Source organism: Bradyrhizobium sp. AZCC 1588 (assembly GCF_036924735.1).
Classification (GTDB): domain Bacteria; phylum Pseudomonadota; class Alphaproteobacteria; order Rhizobiales; family Xanthobacteraceae; genus Bradyrhizobium.
Window position 1 is genome coordinate 1,936,568 of sequence record NZ_JAZHSC010000001.1, and the last position, 20,684, is coordinate 1,957,251.

Sequence of the window (20,684 nt, forward strand, 5' to 3'; positions counted from 1 at the left end):
GTTGGTTAATTCTGCCACTCTACATCAAAGGAACACCCCCGGTATAGGTTGCGCCACCTCCACTCCGCGCCATCGCATCCTGCAGCCTGGCCGTGACGATTTCGGATGGCTCGAGTTGCAGGCCTGGGGCGATCACGCGGACCACTGGAATGGCGAAACGCGGGCGTGTGAGTTCGAGGTAGAACGTCTCGATTCCGAGCTTTTCCAAACGCTGTACGATCAACCCAAATATGACGCTCGCTTCAGTTGCGGGAAAGGGCAGATGGGCTGCGCACTCTGCGACCGGCTGCAGCAATCTGCACTCGTCGGCGTCGATCGCTGCGCGCTGCAGGTGGATGCGATCCTGTGCGTTGAGCGCGTCGTCGCCGCGTTCACTGCGTTTGGTTGCGACGACGATGTCGGCCAGCTCGAGCTGGCACATTTCCAGAATCGCCGAGCGGACCGCGGCCTCGAGGGATGGCCGCGCGGCGAGGCCGAAGGCGAAACCGGAACCGTCCGCCCGGCAGGAGACTGCCGCGACGCAGGGCACGCCGATATCCGTCGTAATATCGAGCAGCCAAGTCCGACGCAGCACCGGTGCGCCATGCCGAAGCTGCCGCAACAAGCCCTCCGCTGCGATACCCGCTGCATGCTGCACCGGAATCGATCGCGGCAACTGACCGCCTCTCCACCACAGGCTGGCTGCATCGCGCTCGATCAGTTCCAAGAGACCATGCAGCGCTGCGGCGTCTCGTGACGGACCAGCGGCCGATCCGATGCTCAGCGGGAACGGCGGCACAAACTCGCGTTGCGCTGGCAGCCGCCGCAGGCAGATGTCCGCCGGAAGCAACACCTCGCCGCCGTCGGTCAGTCGCGTTGCGCGACGCCAGGAAAGCACCCGCTCCGGTTGCATGCGGCGTTCCGAAAGGGCAGCGACCAACTCCAGCGCCTTCGGACCGAGTTTTCCGGCCCAATCGTCGACGCCGGGTTTGAGCAACAGGTCGGTTCCGGTCTGCAATTGAGAGAGGTACTCGATGCCCTCGCCGATGCAGCCCTGAAACGCTTCCCGCAACGTCAGACCGACGCCGGAAACGCTGACCATCGGGCTTTCCTCGTGCAAGGGATCGGCAAGCGCTGGATCGAATTGCGCGCCAAAGCTGATCAGGCCGGGCGCATCGGGCGAGGCCAGTTCGAACACGCGCGCAAATCGGGAAGCAGCGATCAGCAAATGAGCGCGATTCGCGAGCTGCGAATCAATCCCGTTGCTGGATTCTTCGGCATATTCCAGCGCCTGAAGGATGAGTCTGGCATCGTGATCGCCGGCCGCGTCCACATCGTTGCCAAGAAGCAACGATGCAGCGCGCACAAACAATTCCTGCATCGAATTTTCGGTACCGCTCACGGTGACCTCACGACTTGACGTGCAGACTCCGGACGTGAGGCCAGTCCGCCCTCACCCTGGAGGAACTTATGCTCGCGAAAGCCTTCGTCATAGCCATGGCAGCAGATATTGCTCGATCGGATTACGCCAAGCCGACCTTGATTCGTAGCCGCAGCCGCGAGTGGTTGATCGCCTGCCGTTGGGGACCGGAGGGTGAATATCTTTCGATTGCGACAGCCGGCCCGATCACAGAGCCTCTCGCACTGGTTGCACCGCAGGCGATCGCGCCAATCCACAGTCTGGTCGGCGTGCTGGTTTCCGAATCGGAGACGCAATCCTCCAGCACATTCCTGCTGGTGCGCCAGTTGCCTGCTGCGATCGAGCTTGCCGGCACGTTTTTTCCGGCCGACGGATACGTGCTGCTGCAGGATCACGGCGATGTCCATCTCGTCTGCAAGACGCGCTATTCGCATAGCTGCGGCTGGCTCGACGGCAAGGAGATCCGTAAGGACATTCCCGATCCGGCACCCTATTCGGCTGAGGCGATGTCCTGGCATATCGAAGCAACGCGCCGTGACTGGATCGGCGAGTTCATTCCCGGCAGCAGACCGCCGGAGCGGTTTGCGATTCGCGCGACCGGCTGAAGCCGCGATCGGACTAGAGCCTCTTCGGTTCTGATTGAATCAGAACCGGGCTCTAGATTCTTGTTTTGACGCGTTTTCTTAACGCGAACCGGTATCCACTTCGCTGGAAAACGCTCTAGCGGCAGAAACGGGACGGCACGAGGTTGCCGCACGTCTTCTACGGAAGACTATCCCTGCGAGGGAAACCTCCGCCGATCACTGCGATCGACAGTATTCAGCCGCGCAACCGTGGCCTTCGCCCCCGCCGTTCGATCGCCGATGCTTTCAACCAGCCTGGCGACGCAACGCCGCACGCGCGGGCTGGTCATTCGCGCATAGGCCTTGAGAACGCGCAAGGCGCCTGGCTCTGCGAGCAAATGAACCGGTGAATTCAAGCCGGAGATCCGGGCCGGGAAGATTCGAACAACTCACCGACCGAAACGCCGAGCACGGAAGTGATTTGCGCCAACCGGCTGGCACCAACCCGGGTGGCGCCCCGCTCGTATTTCTGCATCTGTTGAAGAGTCACGCCGATGCGTTCCGCAAGCATGGTTTGGCTGATGCCGCGGTTGACGCGAAACAGGCAAATCCTGGCGCCCACCATCGCATCGAGCGGGCCAGACTTCCTCGTCGCCATCGGCAGGCTCCCAGCTATTCACGCTGGGAGATTCTAGCACAACCTCAGGGAGACGCAGGTGCTAATTTGCGATCCTGGGAAGCAATTTTATCCGCTTCTCCTCGGTGACGTGCTCGATGGTCAACCGGCCCTTCGGGTCGATCGCCGCCTTCATGGCCGACGGGTGACCGGTTTCGAGGAAATGCTGCAGGGCGGCACGGCTCTCATCCGAGAGCGCAAATAGCCCGCGCATCAATTCAAAGAAGCCAGGTTCTTCCGCTACATAGAGCAGTTCGCGCAATTCCGCGCCGGTATACTGGCCCAACGCCGTTACAAGCCATTCGGTTTGGTCGTTCGGATCGCTCTCCGGCACGCGATTCAGATAGTAGACAACCGATTCCGCACTCATTTCATCCCCCGGTACCTCGCGATAGCTTACAGGCCGCCCGTTCGGTACGGCTTTCTGGCAGCTAACTCCCGAGCTTAACACTGCGTGGGCTCTCGTGATTTCAGCGTGATCGCAAGCGCAACGGTGAATTCCATTGCCAGGTTCCAGGCTGTGCCGAACTGGTGCAGCCTTGGGCAGCCGGGCGCAATATGCAATATTCTGCGGCCGTTCGGCGGCGGTCCGGCATTTGCCCGTTACACATCTCCCAACCGCCTCACGGTGCGGCAGTCAGAAAGCCTTTGCGATGGCCCGCTGGGCATCCTGCTGAATCGTCTTCAGGTGATTCTGGTCCCGAAAACTCTCGGCATAGATCTTGTAGACATCTTCGGTGCCCGATGGCCGCGCGGCGAACCATCCCGCCTCGGACTCCACCTTGATACCACCGAACGATTGATCGTTACCCGGAGCCCGGGTCCGAATCGCGCTGACCGGTTCACCGGCAAGCTGGTGCATGTTGAGCTGCTCCGGCCCGAGTGCCTTTAGCGCGCTCTTCTGTTTGGGCGTCGCCGGCACGTCGATCCGCTCATAGAAGGGCACGCCGAGTTCGGCGGTCAGGGCCGCAAACTGCTGGCTCGGATCGCGGCCGGTGCGACCGAGGATTTCGGCGGCGAGCAGCCCCATCACCATGCCGTCCTTGTCGGTCGTCCAGACCGAGCCGTCGCGCTTGAGGAACGATGCGCCGGCGCTTTCCTCGCCCGCGAATCCGAAGCCGCCGGTGCCAAGGCCTTCAACGAACCATTTGAAACCGACCGGGGTTTCGACCAGCTTGCGATTCAGCTTTTTCGCGACACGGTCGATGATCGAACTGGAGACGACGGTCTTGCCGATCGCGGCCTTGCTGCCCCATTGCGGCCGATGCGCGAACAGGTACGCGATCGCCGCCGCGAGAAAATGGTTCGGATTCATCAGTCCGCCGGTGCGGGTCACGATGCCGTGCCGATCGGCGTCGGTGTCGTTGGCGAAGGCGACGTCAAACCTGTCGCGCATCTGGATCAGGCTTGCCATCGCGAACGGAGAGGAACAATCCATCCGGATCTTTCCATCCCAGTCCGCCGTCATGAAACGAAACGTCGGGTCGACGGCGTCGTTCACGACAGTTGCGTTGATTCCGTAATGCTCGATCAGCGGCTGCCAGTAGTGAACGGCGGCGCCGCCCAGCGGATCGATCCCGATTCTTACGCCGGATGATTTGATCAGCGCCATGTCTACGGCATTGCCGAGATCGGCGACATAGGGACGGATGTAGTCGTGCAGATGGGTCGATGGCGCCTTGCGGGCGCGCTCATACGGCATCCGCGCAACGCCCTTCATGTCGGCTTCGATGTAGGTATTGGCCGCCTTCTCAACCCTTGCCGTTACGTCGGTATCGGCCGGGCCGCCATGCGGCGGATTATATTTGTACCCGCCATCCTCGGGCGGATTGTGCGAGGGCGTGATGACGACGCCATCGGCAAGTCCGCTCGTTCGCCCCTTGTTGTAGCTCAGGATTGCATGCGAGATGACGGGCGTCGGCGTATAGCCGCCGCGCTCGTCAATCATGATGTCGACGCCGTTGGCGGCAAACACCTCTACGGCGCTTGCCAGCGCCGGGTCGGCCAGCGCATGGGTATCGATGCCGATGAATAGCGGACCGGTCAGTCCCGTCTCGCGGCGGTAATCGCAGATCGCCTGCGTCGTTGCCAGGATATGATTTTCATTGAACGAGTTCTTCAGCGATGTCCCGCGATGCCCTGATGTGCCGAACGCAACACGCTGGGTGGGATCGGACGGATCCGGCTTCGACGCAAAAAAGGCCGTTATCAACCGCGGTACGTTGACGAGGGAAGCGGGATCGACCGGTTTGCCGGCAGCAGGATTGGGGGCAGTCACATGACCTCACGGAATGGTGGTTTCGCCGGATTATAGGTGCAAGCGTTGGCCTGGGCAAAGTCGGGCGTTACGTCTACGACGCAAGCCGATGCCACCTCTAGTAAACGCCGCGCTGCCGGGGCGGTTTCCTGGCGCCTTGCGCAAAGTACGGATTGTTCAGGCATTGGGCCGCGCGGCCCGAAGCGGACGCGGCGCACTGTCCCAGCGAAGCAAAGCTGCAGTCGATATGGCCACCACCGATGGCATAGGTTTGCAGGCAAACCGGGTAGTTTGGATCATAGGTCTGGGCGCATGCGGCCGCAGACGCCAAGATCGCTCCGAGCGTCAGAATCGTGCAAGCCAATACACGCATTGGGAGTTCCTTCGGGGCAACCGACAAGACAATGTGGGCTTGGTCCGTATCTCAGACTGAGGCAAGCTCGGCCGGCGCATCGCAACCCGCCTGGTAATTTTTCATCGGGCTCATTTTAGTTTAGGCATACCCGCGGTATCGCGGTCCCAGGTGTCCGGAGTCTTCCCAGCCTCGCGCAGCGCGACCTTGCGTATCTTGCCGTTCTCGGTCAACGGCATCTCGGTGACGATCCGGATAAAGCGCGGAATCGCGAAATGGGCCATCTTGCCCTCGCAATGGCTGATGATCTCGACAGGATCAAGCGCTTGGCCGGGTTCGAGCTGGACGGCAGCCGCAACCTCGTCTTCGCCGAGTTCGGACGGCAGCGGATAGATCGCGCAGGCAGCGATAGCCTGATGCCTGAGCAGCACCTGCTCCACCTCCCAGGACGAAACATTCTCGCCACGCCGGCGGATCGAATCCTTCATTCGGTCGACGAAGCGGTAGTGGCCGTCCGCATCGCGCACGACACGGTCTCCGGTGTGAAACCACCGATTCCGCCAGGCTTCGGCCGTCTTGTCCGGCATTGCGAAATATCCCGTCGCAAACGCGAGCGGCTCGCACGCGCGCAGCACCAGCTCGCCGGCCTCGCCGTCAGGCAGGGGTTCGTCCTCGGAGTTGACGATACAAGCCTCCACGCCTTCGACGAGATAGCCCATGGTGCCGGGGCGATCGGACGGGATCGTGCCCGCGAATACGAAATTCGTCTCAGTCGAACCGTAACCGTCGAGCAGCGGCACACCAAAACGCTCGAGGAAGGGGCCTTGAAATTGACCGGGCACGCCGCCACCGAGCGCGACACGCACGAAATGCGCGGTGTCGTTCGCTGACGGGGGCTGTGCCAGCAACATCACGGCCATCGCGCCGAGGAGATAACCGACCGTTGCCTGATGTCGGCGCGCCGCGGCCCAGAAGCCGGAGGCGGAGAATTTCGGCTCGAGCACGTAGGTGCAGCCGTTGAGGAGCGCCTGATAGAACGCGTTCAGCGCGTTGGTGTGGAACAGCGGCAGCGTCGTGAACAGGATGTCGCCTTCGCGAATGTCGAGCGCGCGTGCGGAGTAGATGCCCCACCAGAACATCTGCGCCTGTGGGCAGCAAACTCCCTTGGAAGGGCCTGTGGTGCCCGACGTGTAGAGGATCGCGACCGTGTCGCCCGGCTGCACCGGCGCGGGCGGCGCTCCGTCGCCGAGCGCCGGCAGCGGCGAGATCGATCCCGGCGCGAGTGGAGCTGCGGTGGCTTGCCCGATCGTCCAGACAATTTCCGGCGATGATACATCCTCTTCCAGCGTGTCGATGGCGGGCATAAAGCACGACTCGATCACCAGCAGCGTCGGCGTGGAGTTTCGCAGGATATGGCTGAGCTGGATGCCGCGCAGTGCGATGTTGATCGGCACCGTGACGGCGCCCATCCAGGCGCAGCCGAGATAGATTTCCAGGAATTCCGGCCGATTCGAGCACATCAGGGCCACGCGGTCGCCGGCGCGAATTCCGGCCTGCATCAGGCGGGCGGCCGATGCGGCGGCGATCGAAGCAGTCTCGGCGTAGCTCCATCGTGTTTCGCCAAAGACAAAAAGGGTGCGGTCGCGGTACTGCGCGGCTTGCCGTGTCAGAATGGTCGAGAGAATTCGATCCGCCGGCGGAAAACGCTCAGCCGCCTGCGGCCAGATCGACCCACGCCGCCGCTGCCCGGCCGCGCTGCCATCACCTGCCTGCATACGCACCTCCTACTTCCAAGGCTACTCTCCAAGGGTTCGCCGGGCAGGTCTGCGATAGATCGCTATTGGCCAGCAATATAGTTTAGGCTTAAAGTATTCGACGAAGACCGCTGCAGCAAGTGCTGCGTGCGGACTTATGGCCACCTGCGTCCGGCGGTAGGACATGAATGGGAGCGACGCCCGCAATGAGCCTCAACATTCCGTATCGATCGCCATCCGATGCTTTCGCCGCCACGGCTGCAAGGCGGCCGGACGCGCCATTCCTGCTGGCGCCTGCGAGTGCGCAACTGCCCTACGCACCGGAAGGTTTCAAGATCGAATACGGCGCCTTCAGGTCCGAGGTCGAGCGTCTGCGTGTCGAATACGCGGCCGCCGGCTACGGGCGCGGTGCGCGGGTCGCCTTGCTGCTCGAAAATCGCCCGGTCTTCTTCCTGCATTGGCTCGCGCTCAATGCGCTCGGGGTTTCGATCGTTCCAATCAACCCCGACGTCCGTCCCGATGAACTGTCCTTCCAGCTTGAGCTGTCGGAGGCCGACCTGCTCGTTGCGACGCTCGATCGCATCCGTGTGACGAAAGACGCGGCGCTAGGCCGCGCCCGCCTGATCGATACCGATAGCCGCATTCCACCGTGCCAGACGAACGTCAGCGCCCAAACCCCCGAGTTCAATGATGAATGCGCGCTGCTGTTCACCTCCGGCAGTACCGGCAAACCAAAGGGCTGCATGCTCTCGAACCGCTATTTTCTGCAGGTCGCCGACTGGTACCTTGCGCAAGGTGGTGTGGCAGAGCTACAGCCAGACCGCGAGATCAACCTGACGCCGTTGCCGATGTTTCACATGAACGCGCTCGGCTGCAGCGCCGTCGGCATGATGGTGCTCGGCGGCGCCGTGGTGCCGCTCGACCGCTTCCACGCCAATCGCTGGTGGCGGTGCGTGGCCGATAGCGGCGCGACCGTCGTGCATTGTCTCGGTGTCATCCCGGCCATTCTGCTGCAACTGCCTGTAACTGAAGTGGAACGGCAGCATCGCGTACGCTTCGCCTTCGCGCCCGGCGTCGATGTCCGCCACCGCGCCACCTTCGAGGAGCGCTACCGCATTCCAATCGTCGAGGCCTGGGCAATGACCGAGACCGGCGGTGCGGCGGCGACGACCACCGCCCGTGAGCCCGCGGGATTTGGCGCGCGCTGCGTCGGCCGGCCATCATCGGGTATGGAGTATCGTCTCGTTGACGATCAGGGCGCGGATGTCGCGCTCGGCAGGCCCGGCGAATTGCTGGTCCGCGCAAAGGGCGACAATGGTCGGGCTGGCTTCTTCAGCGGATACCTGAAAGACGAGGAAGCCACTGAAGCGGCGTGGCAGGACGGCTGGTTTCACACCGGCGATCTGGTTTTCGCCGACGAGGACGGGCTTCTGTATTTCTTCGATCGCAAGAAGACCATCGTGCGGCGCAGCGGCGAGAACATCGGCGTGCTCGAGGTCGAGAGCGCGCTCTACATGGATACCCGCATCGGCGGCTGCGCGGTGACACCCGTTCCTGACGACATCCGCGGCGAAGAGGTTTTTGCTTTCATTGTGCCGAATGTGGAGATCGACGATGCAGCCGCGCTGGCGGCTTCGATCGTCAAAACCTGCGCCGAACGCCTCGCCTATCACAAGGTGCCCGGCTACGTCGCCATCCTCGACGAGTTGCCGCTGTCGTCAACGCGCAAGCTCGCCCGGGGCGAGATCAAGACGTTGGCGGCTGCCGCCGTCAGCGCCAATCGCGCGATCGACATGCGCGCGCTGAAGGCGAAGCTGCGACACGCCTGAGCCGCGGGTGCCGACCCGGCAACTACGGCAGCAGCTTGTATTTCCCGTTTTCGATCTGGACCAGTATCCGCGCGCGGCTATCGACGCCGTGGCGGTCGGCCGGCGTATAAGTGTAGATGCCGTGCGCACCGATGACATCCTTGGTCGTGAACAAGGCTTCGCGTAACGCGTTACGGAACGCCGGCGTTCCGGGCGTCGCGCCGATCGCCTTGGCACGTTTGGCGGCATCCATGAACACCAGCCAGCCATCGAAGGCATATGGCGAAAAAGCATCGGCCGGCGCCTCGCCATTGGCTTTCTCATAGGCCGCGCGGAATGCGAGCGCGACCTTGCGGATAGGATTGCTCTCGGGAAGCTGTTCGCCTGCCGTGACCGGCCCGGTCGGGCAGATGATGCCCTCGGCCGATTTGCCGGCAAGTCGTAGAAAATCCGCGCTGATCATGCCGTGATTGCCGTAGAGCGGCCCCTTGTAACCGCGCTCGGATAGCGCGATCACGGGCAACGCGCCGGGCGTTCCAGTGCCGCCCAGCATGATCGCGTCGGGACGCAAGGAAACTGCACGCAGCACCTGCGCAGTGACCGAGTTGTCGGAGCGCGCATAGCGTTCGTTGGCGATCACCTTGATGTCAGCCTTCTCGGCGCTTTGCAGCAGCGAATTATGCATCAGGTCGCCAAAGGCGTCGGAGAAGCCGATGAAGGCCACGGTCTTTACATTGCGGCTCTTCATGTGATCGACGATGCCCTGGACGAGAAGCGGCGTCGGCTGCGGGGTTTGCACCACCCACGGCCCGCCCTCTCCGGCCGGCACTGGCGCGATCGGCGAGACCGCTATCATCGGCACTTTCATCTCGATGGCGGCGGTCGCCATCGCCAGCGTCTGCGGCGCGCCTGACGTGCCGATCAGGAAATCAACCTTTTCCTGCTCGACCAGCTTACGCGCGTTGCGCGTCGAGGCGGCCGGGTCCGAGCCGTCATCGAGCTGGATGACCCGAACTTTTTCACCATCGATCTCGCCGACATAGGCCTGGCCCGCGGCCAATCCCTTGGCATTCGGCACGCCGATCGAGGACACCGGTCCGCTCAGGCCGGTAACGAAACCGACGAGGATTTCGGCATGCGCCGGCGCCACGGCGGCGAGCAAGAGCGCAGCGCCGATCAACAAAGTCTTCTTCTTGTTCATGATGTCACTCGATGTCGACGAAAAGGTTCAACCCTGCCCAGGTACCAACGCAAGCACGCGCAACGGACTGCCGGAGCCATTCTGGATTTTGAGCGGCGCGGCCACGATCACCGCGCCGGTCGGCGGAAGCTCATCGAGATTGCACAGGCACTGCAGGCCGTAACGTCCGCCACCGTGGAGGAAATGGTGCGCCGGATACGGAGGATCGAGATGCCCGGCCTGGCCGGCATCCGTCCCGATCGTCTCGGTGCCAAAGCCGATGACGCCGCGCTCCTCGACGAGCCAGCGCATCACGGCGGCGTTCGGTCCGGGCGTGTGGGCGCCGTCGTCCTTCAGATTGGCGTAGTCGCGCCAACCTTTCTTCGACCAGTCGGTGCGCAGCAGCACCCAGTGCCGTTCCGGAATCCGCCCGTGGCTTTTTTCCCAGGCTTCGACCACCGGTATCGTCAAAAGGAAATCCGCATCCTTTGCGGCCTGCGCCGAGCAATCGATCACGCAGGCTGGCGCGATCATGTCGCGCACCGGCAGCGTGTCGACTGCGTTGTTCGGCAGGTCCTTACCGGTGAACCAGTGGATCGGCGCATCGAAATGCGTACCAGTGTGCTCGCCGAAGGTGAGATTGTTCCAGTACCAGGCAGGACCATTCGCGTCGTAGCGCGAAATCTGCTGGATGCGGACCGGCGCGGCCTGACCAAATTCCGGCGGCAGCACGATGACGGGAAAGTCCGGGCTGAGCGTAAACGTCAGATCGACGACACGCACCGCGCCGGATGCAACCGCGCTGGCAAATTGCATGAGACTGTTGCTGTCCATTGCGCTTCTCCCGTTCTCAACAAGCCCGCTTACGCCCCTAGCTCACGCTCGACTGCCTTGGGGTTGGCCGCCAGGCGCTGACGAATGTCTTCGGCGACATCGCCCACGAACACATCCTCAAGCCCGCGCTTGAGCGCCGACACGATCGCACTCGCCACCGCGCGTGGCGCCACCTTCGGCGGCGGCACCGTCTGGAACCACTCGATATCGAGCGGACCCGTGAACACGTTCACCACCTTGACGCCGCCGGACCGAAGCTCCGCCCGCAGGCAGTGCGACAGCGACAGACAGGCGGCCTGCGACGCCGAATAGGCGCCAAACACCGGCCAGTTCGCGAGCGCATAGACCGACAGGATATTGACCCAGGCGGCAGCGCTGTTGACGCCATCCGAGCCGCGCATCCGCATCGTCGGCCCGAACCCCTGCGCCAGATGCACGAAGCCGAGATAGCTCTGGTCGATCTCGTCGCGCACGACGCTGGTGCCTTGACGATCGAGCAGCCCGCCGGAGCGGACATATTCGGTGGTGTTGACGAGGATATCGACCTTGCCGCCGATGTCGGCCGCCAGATCTGCGACCGACTTCTCGTCGCCGATATCGAGCGGCACGATCTCGACGCCCTCCATGGCGCGCAGCGCATCCTCGCCGCGAAACGGCTTCCACGGCTCGGCGACGCCGACGAACACGATCGACGCGCCGGCTGTCTTCAGCGCAGCCACCACTTCCTGACCGACGACGCTGCGCCCGTTGGTCACCAGAACGCGCCGGAATTTTGGATCGGCGGTCATCTCACGCCACTGCCTGTCGTCCGTCATGTTGGAGGTCTCACGTTCGGGGTGTGCGAAGGCCACGGCCTGTCCGCTCTTGTCCAGTTGGAACGACATCACGACCAGCCCGCCCTCTTCGCAATCGGCGTGCAGGTGCGTCACGAGGGTTGGCCCGCACTCCATCGCAACCAGGCCGATGCGCCATGGCGCGCGCTCGCGGAAGTGCACGTCCGCCGGGACATGCAGTGTCGTTTCGGACAAAAGCGTCCCTCGCCGCGGCGCGTCCGTGAAGGCGAGATCGGCGGAAAGGCATGCAGGGCATGCATCGCGCGCCGGATAACAGAACGTTCCGCAGGCGCCGCAGCGCTGCAGCATGAAGCGGCCCTCGGCAGCGGCCCGCGTAAAGCCGTGCGAGGCGCGGCTGCGTGCGCGCGGTGGCGATGTCGGCAGCCGCGTCCGCTGTAAAGGATTCTTCCGGCGCGGTTTTTGGATCGGCTCGATCATGCGCCTGGCCCCGCGAGGATCGCCGCACCCGAAGCGAGGCCGCGATCATAGTTGATCATTCCAAAACCCGACGCCAACCCGACGCGTGCATCCCCAACCTGCGTCGGTCCGGCGAGCCCGAGTACCTGACGTAGCGCCTCGACTACGCCGAGATAGGCGCCGCCCGCACCAGCCTGCCCGACCGAGAGCTGACCGCCGGAGGTGTTGTGCGGGAAGCTGCCGTCGATCGTGAGATCGTGCTGCCGAACGAAGTCCGGTCCCTCCCCCTTCCGGCAGAAGCCGAGGTTCTCGAACTGCATCATCGAGATCACGGGGTAATCGTCGTAGGTCTCGACGAAGTCGAGATCGTCAGGCTTGACGCCGGCCATCGCGTAGAGCTCATCGACGTCCATCGCCCATCCGCCCCGCACCTGAACAGGGTCGTCGCCGAACGCATTGTGGCGCTCGATCGTGGCGAGAATTTTGGCGGCAGGCAGGTTCAGGGAACCGGCGACATCCTCGCTCATCACGAGAAACGCCTCCGCGCCGGCGCACGGCATCACGCAATCGAACAGATGGATCGGATCGGCGATCGGTCGCGCCGACATGTACTGCTCGATGGTCAGCGGCGCCTTCATCAGCGCGTTGGGATTGCGGAGCGCATTGCTACGCTGGGCGACGGCGATCTTGCCAAAATCCTCGCGCCGGGCGCCGAACGTTCGCATGTAGTTGCGCGCGATCAGTGCAAAGCTCACATTGGCGCCGCCGGCGCCATAGGGATAGACGGCATCCTGATTGAAGCGCGAGAAGTTTTCGAGCGTGTAGCGGAAGGAATCGACGTGGTTGGTATCTCCAGCCACGCAGGCCACGATGCGGGCGTCGCCCGCCTGCACCGCCCGCGCCGCGCGGCGCAGCGCGGCAATTGCGCTCGCGCCCCCGAGCGGAATGGTGTCGATCCATCGCACACAGAGGCCGAAATGCTGGGTGAGCCCGATCCCGCTGTCGAGCCCCGCCGTGAAACTCGAAACACAGAAGCCGTCGATGTCGCGCGGCGTGATTCCGGCGCCATCGACCAGCGCCTTCAGCGCGCGGCCGATCCACCACTGCGCGCTCTCGATCGAGTAGCGCACGTACGGGACCGTCACCGGAACTGCCATCACGACCCGATCGTAAGGTGTTCGGATGGAGCTCTGCATCGGACCGCCGGATTCCTGTGAGTCGTTCAGAGTACGGTCAACTTGACGTCGTCGCTCGCCGCCTTGCTGTCGCGCCCGCCGGTCGACGTCACCTCAGCTTCATACAAGATCTTGTCGGGCTGCAGCATGTCTTGTCCTCAAGCGCTGTTCGTTTTGCCGGGCGTGCGCGCCACGGTGGCGCGGAAATCCCGGCGGGCACGGTCATTGGCCAGCGCAAAACTCGGCCCGCGGCTCGGCTCGGTGCCGTTGAGACGCTGCAACTGCACCCACATCTCGGCGCTCTTCAGCGCGACCGCCGCGCAATTCACCACGGGCGCATAGCCGATCCTGAAGCCACGCTCGCTCGCAATCAGGAGACCGGGCAACACGCCGGCCGGAATAATGACGTCGGCGCCGCGATCGACCAGCGGCTGCGCGCAGGCTACAAAGTCGCTCAGCATGCGTGCCTTCGCCGCCGCATCGCCTGCAAACGCGGCGCTGAAATCTTCCGGACGACAGCCCATGCCGGTAACATGCACCACGCGGCCGGAAAGCCCGTAACGATCGGCCTGCTCATAATGCCAGACCCCGAAGGCGGCATCGAGCGTGACAAGGCCGAGCCGACGGCCGAGCTGCGAGGCCGCAAGCAGCGTGGCTTCGCCGGCGCCGACCACCGGAATCGTCAGCGCCGAACGCAGTTCGTACAATCCCGGATCCTGGAAGTGGCCCATGACATAGGCGTCGAAGCCATTTTCCTGCGCTGCGAGTCCGTTGTCGACCGCCTGAATGGCACAACGGAATTCGCTGAGGCGGCCGAAGTCGCGGTCGGCAGGCGTGATGCCCTCGACGTGGACGCTGGTGCCGGGCGCCGCGATCTCGTTCAGATAGGCCGCAAGCCGCGCCATGTAGGGCGCGCTCGTAGCCTGGTCGACGAAGCTCTGCCAGAAGATGCGCACAGCGGATATCCCGTTCGCAGCCGACGCAGTCTGAGAGGACTGACGATATGCACAAGTCGGTCGATGTGAAGGCACGCGATAGCTTAGCGCCATTCCATCGACTGAAATATTTCAACCACAAAATAATTTTCGCGTCAATTAAACGGCTTTCCGACGACATCTGCGCGCGACGAGATCGAGTTGCCGAAAGGACAGGCAGAGAGCGCCTCACGCTTTTGCATAGGCGAATTCGGCTTTCGCGCTTGCACGCGCCGCCACAACTTTTCCGCAAAGCCACGAAGCCGGCGTATTGACGTTCGGCCGAAATACTTTAGGCTTTAAACAATTGACGGGCATCGACCCTGTGCGGGCATGCGTCGCATTGGTAGTTGCGTTGATAAAGGTCATCAATCGTGGCTGAGATTATCGACCTCGGAACAGCAGGTGTTGCAGACGGGTTCGCATCCGCCGCGGTTGGATCCGGCGCTTCAGGTGCCGTTCCCGCCCCTGGCCGCCTCGGCGGCGACGAATTCGCGGATCAAGCCGGCGAAGGCCTCCGGCATCTGATCGGGAAGCGGCACCATGCCTCCTGAGAGCTCGCGCAAGATGCTATCCTTGATAGCTCCAGCAACTCTCGGAGCCGCGGGATGAACGTGCGGATCGGCTGTCGGAGCAATGACCAGCGTGGGACACTGGATGCTTCCCAGACGATCCTCCATCCGATAGCGATTCACCACCCGATGGCCTTCCGCCGCCATCTCGCCAGCCCGCAACGCATCGATCATGAAGCGCTGCAGCAAATCAATATCATCAGCGGGATAGAACGGCTGCCGGCGCGCCCAGAGCTCGGTGAGATGGGCGCCGTCGGTACGCGCCTCGACCTCGTCGATCACACGCATGCCGTCATGCTTGGCCCGGCGCGTCGCATCGACAAAAGGACAGGCCGAGAGCACCAGTGCGCTCACCCGCGCAGGCGCCGAGGCGGCCATTTCGACCGCGATCACCGCGCCGGTGTGATGACCGACGATCGCGGCCCGCGGCTCTTCCAGCGCATCGAGCAGCGCGAAGGCCCCTTCGGCCCACAGTTCAATCGAAGGATCAGCGGCAGGGGAATCGGAATCTCCGAAGCCGAGCGTATCCATTGCGATCGCGCGGAAATCGCGGCCGAGCAGCGGCAGCACATCACGGTATTCGTCCCACGAGCGCGGCGTCTGATGCAGCAGGAGAACGGGAAACCCGGTTCCTGCCATAGCAACATGGATGCGGCCAAGACGCGTCGTGACGAAGCGGCGCTCGAGATTGGAACCGACGTTGCTGACGCTCATTTCATAACTCCCATCCGGAGGCGGGGACCGGACCCGCGCCGGGTTTCGGCGACAATCACGGCATCGATCGTGCTGGTCCGACCCGATCCATGCTGACATCTCGCTCAGGTCTCGGCTGTTTTCAACCAAGGGGAATGCAATGCGCAAGATGTTGAGTTTGACTGCCCTCCTCGGCGGCCTCGTCGCGGCCTCGACTGCACAGGCCGACATCACCATCGGATTCGTTACCTCGCTCAGTGGACCGGGCTCCTCGATCGGCATCCCGTACGGACGTGGCATCCAGGCCGCTATGGAATACAAGAACGAGGTCAACGGTGAGAAGATCAAGCTGATCCAGCTCGATGACGGCTCCGATCCCTCCGCCGCAACCCGCAACGCGCGCAAGCTGATCGAGGAAGAGAGGGTCGATCTCCTGATCGGCACCGCAACCGCTCCATCGACCATCGCCATGATGGCAGTTGCGACCGAACTGAAGGTGCCGATGATCGCCGTTTCCCCGGTGATCGGACAGCCCAATCCGACCGACCAATGGGGCATTTCCGTTCCGCAACCCGCTTCGCTCTTGGTCAAGGTCGTCGCCGATCGCATGAAGCGCGACGCGATGAAGAACATCGGCTATATCGGCTTTTCCGATGCCTGGGGCGATCTCGTCTACAACGGCGCCAAGGCGGTGGAAACCGAGGACGGCATCAAGGTGCTGACCAACGAGCGCTACGCGCGCGTCGATACGTCGGTCACCGGCCAGATCCTTAAAGTCCTTGCCGTGCGTCCGGATGCCGTGCTGATCGGCGGATCGGGCACGCAGGGCGCGCTGCCGCTGCTTGCGCTCGGGGAACGTGGCTTCAAAGGCAAGACCTACGGCACAGTTGCGCTGGTCAATCCCGATTTCGTGCGCGTCGGCGGCAAGGCCGCGGAAGGCATTCAGGTCTCCGCCGGTCCGGTGATCGTGGCCGAGCAGCTTCCCGACAATCACTTCGCCAAGAAGCTCGCGCTCGAATTCCGCGCCGCCTACCAGAAGGCCAACAATCTCCCGAGCACGGACGGCTTCTCCGCCTACTCCTTCGACGGCTGGATGATCTTCACGTCAGCCGCGGCGCGCGCGCTGAAGACCGCAAAACCCGGCACCGTCGAATTCCGTAAGGCCCTGCGCGACGAGATCCTCAACACCAAGGAGCTCTCGGGCGTGCACGCCGTCTACAACTTCAAGCCCGGTGCCTATCACGGCGTGGACGAGCGCGCGCTGGTGATCGTTCGCCTGGTCAACGGCGCCTGGACCTACCAGCCCTGAGCGGTGCCGACGCGTAACACGGAAGGACGACTGAGGGCATGACGGCAGACATCGCAGCGATCCTTGCGATCGACGGAATAGCCACCGGGGCGGTCTACGCCCTGGTGGCGATCGGAACCGTGCTGATCTTCACCGTGACGCGGGTGATCTTCATTCCGTTCGGCGACATCGCGGCCTTCACGGCGCTGACGCTGGCGGCGCTCGATGCCAAGCAGCTTCCCGGCACCATCGGATTGGTTGTCGTGCTGGCCTGCATGGCCTGCCTGATGGAAGTCGTCTCCCTGGCGCGCGCCGGCGAGCTCCGCGCGGTGCCGAAGGCCGTCCTCTTCTATCTGGTGCTGCCACTGCTGGTCGTCGGGACCGTCTGGCTAACGATGCGCTTCACCCCGCCGATGCCGGTCCGGATCGTGCTGGCGCTGCTCTTGATCCTGCCGATCTCGCCACTCTTGGACCGGATCGTGTTTCGCCCAATCGCGGATGCCTCTGTTCTCCTCTTGCTGACCGTCTCGGTCGCCCTCCACTTCGCGCTGGTCGGACTTGGCCTGCTGTTCTTCGGCCCCGAAGGCGTCAGAACCGAGCCGCTGACGTCGATGGCAATGGAGATCGCTGGGGTGCACGTCTCCGGACAGACGGTGCTGATCCTCACGGCCGCGCTCGTGTTCAGCGGCTTGCTGTTTCTGTTCTTCGACTTCACGCTGATCGGCAAGGCGCTGCGCGCAACCGCCCTGAACCGGACCGGCGCCCGGCTGATGGGCATTAGGCCGGCGCGTGCCGGAACGATCGCCTATCTGCTGGGATCATTAATGGCCGGCGTCTCCGGCATTCTGATCGCGCCGGTCAACACGATCTTCTATGACTCCGGATTCCTGCTCGGCTTGAAAGCCTTCGTCGGCGCCATCGTGGGCGGCATGACGAGCTACCCGGGGGCTGCGCTCGGCGCGTTCGGCGTCGGCCTTCTCGAAAGCTTCGCCTCGTTCCAGAGCAGCACCCTGAAGGACGTCATCGTCTTCTCGCTGCTGATTCCCGTGCTGCTCTGGCGCTCGCTCGCCTCGCACCATTCCGAAGAGGAAGTCGAGGAATGACGCTGCAGCAGATTCGCCTCATCATTGCCGCGGCGATCGCCTGCCTCGTGGCGGCGCCCTTTGTGCTCAGTCCGTTCAGCATCACCTTGCTGAACTATATCGGCATCTACTCGCTTGCGGCCATCGGCTTGGCGCTATTGACCGGTGTCGGCGGCATCGTCTCGTTCGGCCAGGCCGCTTTCGTCGGCGTCGCTGCTTATGCAACAGCGTGGGTCACAGCGCTGAGCGGCTATTCGCCCTGGCTCGGACTGGTGCTGGCAGTGGTCCTGACCTGCAGCATCGCGGCAATCCTGGGCTTCGTGACGCTGCGCCTGGGAGGTCACTTTCTGTCGCTGAGCACGGTCGCCTGGGGACTAGCGATCGCGTTCCTGTTCGGCAACATCCAGGGGCTCGGCCAACATAACGGCATCTCCGGCATTCCGCCGATCTCGATCGGCCCGTTCGCGCTGGTGGAGAGTCGGCAGATCTATTTCTTGATCTGGGCGATCGTCGTCGCGGTCCTCCTCCTCTGCTACAACCTTCTCGACTCCCGCATCGGCCGCGCGATGCGCGCGCTGCGCGGCGGCAATACGTTGGTCGAAAGCCTCGGCATCAGCGCCTTCCAGATCAAGCTGGTGACATTCGTGATCGCCGCGTTCCTCGGCGCGCTATCGGGATGGCTCTATGCCCATCTCGGCCGTTTCGTGAGCCCCGGACCGTTCGAAGCCATCATGGGCATTGAATATCTGATGATGGCGATGGTCGGCGGCGCCGGCAGCATTTTGGGCGGCGTTGTCGGTGCTGCGATTGTTACGCTCCTGAAGAACACCGTGCAGGATTACCTGCCGCTGATCGCTAAGGGCGCCTCCGGCCAGCTCGAGATCGTGGCATTCTCCGCGCTCTTTATCCTGTTCCTGCAGCGCGCCCGGCAAGGCATCGTTCCGTTTCTCGCGGGCTTTCTGCCCGACGTGAAGCTGTCCCGTCCGCAACCGGCTAGCCCGCTGCCGCGCCGCGAGCAGCCGGCGCCCGGCACGCTTCTTCTTAAAGTGAGTGGCGCGCAGCGGCGGTTTGGCGGCCTCGTCGCCGTCAACAATGTCAGCTTCGAAGTGAGGTCCGGCGAGATCCTCGGGCTGATCGGGCCGAATGGCGCCGGCAAGACCACGATGTTCAACCTGCTCACGGGGGCGCTACGCGCCAACAGCGGCGAGATCGCTTTCGCGGGACGCTCGATCACCCGCGACCAGCAATTCCACATCGCTCGCTCCGGCATCTCCCGCACCTTCCAGCACGTCAAGCTGCGCCCGCGCATGACGCTGCTCGACAACGTGCTGCTCGGCACCTATTCGCGCACCAGGACCGGCCTGCTCGCCGGCGCGCTCCGCCTGAATCAGGCGGAAGAAGCCAGCGCACGCTACGAGGCGTTGCAGCAGCTCGAACGGGTCGGGCTCGGCGACAAGCCGTTCGAGCTCGCCGGCAACCTCCCCCTCGGCAATCAGCGCGTGCTCGAGATCGCCCGCGCGCTCGCAGCCGATCCGACACTGCTCGTGCTCGACGAGCCCGCGGCCGGTCTGCGCCGCCAGGAAAAGCTTAAATTGGCCGAACTGCTGCGGTCGCTTCGCGCCGACCATCTGACGATCCTCCTCGTCGAGCACGACATGGAGTTCGTGATGTCGCTGGTCGACCGCATCGTCGTACTCGATTTCGGCTCAAAACTCTGCGAAGGCGAACCGGCGGCAATACGCAACGACGCCCGCGTCCAGGAAGCCTATCTTGGAGGGGTCGCGTGACACAGATGTTCTCGATCGAGAATGTGTCGGTTGCCTACGGCAAGGTGGAGGCGGTGCGGAACGTCTCGCTTTCCGTCGAGCAAGGTCAGATCGTGACCGTGATCGGCCCGAACGGCGCCGGCAAGACGACGCTGCTGATGGCCGCCATCGGTCTGCTGAAGTCCACCGGACGAATGGTCTTTCAAGGCAACGATCTTGCGCGGATCGACGTCGAGGGCCGCGTCGAGCGTGGTCTCTGCCTCGTGCCCGAGAAGCGCGAGCTGTTCGCCGATCTGTCGGTCGCCGACAATCTGTTGCTCGGCACCTACAGCCTGCGCGATCGCTCGACGACGCGCAAAAGCCTCGACGATGTGTTCGACCGCTTTCCGCGGCTGAAGGAGCGCAGCAAGCAAGCCGCCGGCACGCTGTCGGGCGGCGAGCGGCAAATGCTGGCGCTTGGGCGCGCGCTGATGGCGAAGCCGAAACTCCTGGTGCTCGACGAACCCAGTCTCGGCCTTGCGCCGCTCATCGTCCGGGAAATCTTCCGCACCATCGCCTCGCTGCGAAGCCTCGGCGTGTCGGTCCTGCTCGTCGAGCAGAACGCCCGCGCCGCGCTTGAGACCGCAGATTACGGCTATGTGCTGGAAACCGGCGAGATCATCCAGTCGGGGCCGGCGGACGCCCTGATCCACGACCCTAAACTGATCGCGGCCTATCTCGGCGGGCATTAGAGCAACGAAGAGCGGGACCAAAAATTGCGAAAACAACCCCATGCAAAGTAGAAATGGGGCTCGCATCATCCGAACGCCTAGAACCTTGCTGGTCAATCCGCCCCGTGACCGTCCCATGCATTGCTTTGTATTCCCGTTGATGCAGGCTCCGTGCTGATGCACGCGGACAATCGACGTGTCGATCATTTGCACAGCGGCATCATGCGCACCTGCCAAGGCGTTCATGATCGCGGCCCACACCAGCTCGTCGCCAGCGAACGAAGCGGTTGTAGCAGGTCGTATACGGGCCGAAGCCGTCGGGCTGATCGCGCCGCGCGCACAATCGGAGGC

The 20,684-nt window shown here is 63.4% G+C and carries 19 protein-coding genes and 1 pseudogene; 7 read left to right on the top strand and 13 right to left on the bottom strand.

Annotation, left to right across the window (positions count from 1 at the left end; all coding sequences use genetic code 11):
• Positions 1 to 19 precede the first annotated feature (19 nt).
• Entirely contained in the window at positions 20 to 1,081 is a 1,062-nt protein-coding gene (locus V1277_RS08955; RefSeq protein ID WP_334415864.1) for a YcaO-like family protein, read from the bottom strand.
• Positions 1,082 to 1,093: 12 nt separating this feature from the next.
• On the opposite strand from V1277_RS08955, the gene V1277_RS08960 reads away from it, so the two are divergent.
• Together V1277_RS08960 and V1277_RS08965 are read left to right on the top strand one after the other, a co-directional pair.
• The gene (locus V1277_RS08960; protein WP_334415865.1) at positions 1,094 to 1,399 is read left to right on the top strand and encodes a hypothetical protein; all 306 of its coding nucleotides are present in this window, start codon (positions 1,094 to 1,096) and stop codon (positions 1,397 to 1,399) included.
• 50 nt (positions 1,400 to 1,449) lie between these two features.
• Entirely contained in the window at positions 1,450 to 2,004 is a 555-nt protein-coding gene (locus tag V1277_RS08965; RefSeq protein WP_334415866.1) for a hypothetical protein, read from the top strand.
• A gap of 370 nt (positions 2,005 to 2,374) precedes the next feature.
• Here V1277_RS08965 and V1277_RS08970 read toward each other — a convergent pair whose 3' ends face one another.
• From V1277_RS08970 to V1277_RS08990, 5 genes are all read right to left on the bottom strand, one after another.
• Positions 2,375 to 2,620: a helix-turn-helix domain-containing protein gene (locus tag V1277_RS08970; protein WP_334415867.1), complete on the bottom strand. Its 246-nt coding sequence runs from the start codon at positions 2,618 to 2,620 to the stop codon at positions 2,375 to 2,377.
• A 61-nt stretch (positions 2,621 to 2,681) separates the two neighbouring features.
• Positions 2,682 to 3,008 (bottom strand): hypothetical protein, encoded by a 327-nt coding sequence (locus V1277_RS08975; protein ID WP_334373102.1) that lies wholly within the window; start codon positions 3,006 to 3,008, stop codon positions 2,682 to 2,684.
• A 267-nt stretch (positions 3,009 to 3,275) separates the two neighbouring features.
• On the bottom strand, positions 3,276 to 4,916 hold the full coding sequence (gene pgm / locus V1277_RS08980) for a phosphoglucomutase (alpha-D-glucose-1,6-bisphosphate-dependent) (RefSeq protein ID WP_334415868.1): 1,641 nt from the start codon (positions 4,914 to 4,916) through the stop codon (positions 3,276 to 3,278).
• A 97-nt stretch (positions 4,917 to 5,013) separates the two neighbouring features.
• On the bottom strand, positions 5,014 to 5,268 hold the full coding sequence (locus V1277_RS08985; RefSeq protein ID WP_334415869.1) for a DUF3551 domain-containing protein: 255 nt from the start codon (positions 5,266 to 5,268) through the stop codon (positions 5,014 to 5,016).
• Positions 5,269 to 5,378: 110 nt separating this feature from the next.
• Complete coding sequence (locus V1277_RS08990; protein ID WP_334415870.1) at positions 5,379 to 7,022, bottom strand: ATP-dependent acyl-CoA ligase; 1,644 nt, start codon at positions 7,020 to 7,022, stop codon at positions 5,379 to 5,381.
• A gap of 185 nt (positions 7,023 to 7,207) precedes the next feature.
• On the opposite strand from V1277_RS08990, the gene V1277_RS08995 reads away from it, so the two are divergent.
• On the top strand, positions 7,208 to 8,830 hold the full coding sequence (locus V1277_RS08995) for an AMP-binding protein (protein ID WP_334415871.1): 1,623 nt from the start codon (positions 7,208 to 7,210) through the stop codon (positions 8,828 to 8,830).
• Positions 8,831 to 8,852: 22 nt separating this feature from the next.
• Here the strand turns inward: V1277_RS08995 and V1277_RS09000 are convergent, their stop codons facing one another.
• From V1277_RS09000 to V1277_RS09025, 6 genes are all read right to left on the bottom strand, one after another.
• Positions 8,853 to 10,010, bottom strand: a complete 1,158-nt coding sequence (locus V1277_RS09000; RefSeq protein ID WP_334415872.1) for an ABC transporter substrate-binding protein — start codon at positions 10,008 to 10,010, stop codon at positions 8,853 to 8,855.
• Positions 10,011 to 10,037: 27 nt separating this feature from the next.
• On the bottom strand, positions 10,038 to 10,823 hold the full coding sequence (locus V1277_RS09005) for a cyclase family protein (protein WP_334415873.1): 786 nt from the start codon (positions 10,821 to 10,823) through the stop codon (positions 10,038 to 10,040).
• Positions 10,824 to 10,852: 29 nt separating this feature from the next.
• The gene (locus V1277_RS09010; RefSeq protein ID WP_334415874.1) at positions 10,853 to 12,094 is read right to left on the bottom strand and encodes an SDR family NAD(P)-dependent oxidoreductase; all 1,242 of its coding nucleotides are present in this window, start codon (positions 12,092 to 12,094) and stop codon (positions 10,853 to 10,855) included.
• The gene (locus V1277_RS09015) at positions 12,091 to 13,269 is read right to left on the bottom strand and encodes a thiolase family protein (protein ID WP_334415875.1); all 1,179 of its coding nucleotides are present in this window, start codon (positions 13,267 to 13,269) and stop codon (positions 12,091 to 12,093) included. The genes V1277_RS09010 and V1277_RS09015 overlap by 4 nt, the downstream gene beginning before the upstream one ends.
• A 137-nt stretch (positions 13,270 to 13,406) precedes the next feature.
• Positions 13,407 to 14,204: an aspartate/glutamate racemase family protein gene (locus V1277_RS09020; RefSeq protein ID WP_334415876.1), complete on the bottom strand. Its 798-nt coding sequence runs from the start codon at positions 14,202 to 14,204 to the stop codon at positions 13,407 to 13,409.
• Positions 14,205 to 14,671: 467 nt separating this feature from the next.
• Positions 14,672 to 15,508 carry an alpha/beta fold hydrolase gene (locus V1277_RS09025; RefSeq protein ID WP_334415877.1) on the bottom strand — a complete coding sequence of 279 codons (837 nt, stop codon included), beginning with the start codon at positions 15,506 to 15,508 and terminating at the stop codon, positions 14,672 to 14,674.
• Between the two features lie 139 nt (positions 15,509 to 15,647).
• On the opposite strand from V1277_RS09025, the gene V1277_RS09030 reads away from it, so the two are divergent.
• Genes V1277_RS09030 through V1277_RS09045 form a run of 4 tightly spaced genes read left to right on the top strand, consistent with a single transcriptional unit; the run spans position 15,648 to position 20,354 of the window.
• Positions 15,648 to 16,796: an ABC transporter substrate-binding protein gene (locus V1277_RS09030; RefSeq protein WP_334415878.1), complete on the top strand. Its 1,149-nt coding sequence runs from the start codon at positions 15,648 to 15,650 to the stop codon at positions 16,794 to 16,796.
• A gap of 38 nt (positions 16,797 to 16,834) precedes the next feature.
• Positions 16,835 to 17,878 (top strand): branched-chain amino acid ABC transporter permease, encoded by a 1,044-nt coding sequence (locus V1277_RS09035; protein ID WP_334415879.1) that lies wholly within the window; start codon positions 16,835 to 16,837, stop codon positions 17,876 to 17,878.
• On the top strand, positions 17,875 to 19,644 hold the full coding sequence (locus tag V1277_RS09040; RefSeq protein WP_334415880.1) for a branched-chain amino acid ABC transporter ATP-binding protein/permease: 1,770 nt from the start codon (positions 17,875 to 17,877) through the stop codon (positions 19,642 to 19,644). The genes V1277_RS09035 and V1277_RS09040 overlap by 4 nt, the downstream gene beginning before the upstream one ends.
• Before the next feature lie 5 nt (positions 19,645 to 19,649).
• Positions 19,650 to 20,354: an ABC transporter ATP-binding protein gene (locus tag V1277_RS09045; RefSeq protein WP_442894569.1), complete on the top strand. Its 705-nt coding sequence runs from the start codon at positions 19,650 to 19,652 to the stop codon at positions 20,352 to 20,354.
• Between the two features lie 72 nt (positions 20,355 to 20,426).
• Here the strand turns inward: V1277_RS09045 and V1277_RS09050 are convergent.
• A pseudogene (locus V1277_RS09050) lies at positions 20,427 to 20,664 on the bottom strand (IS5/IS1182 family transposase); the annotation flags it as partial.
• Between the last annotated feature and the right edge of the window lie 20 nt (positions 20,665 to 20,684).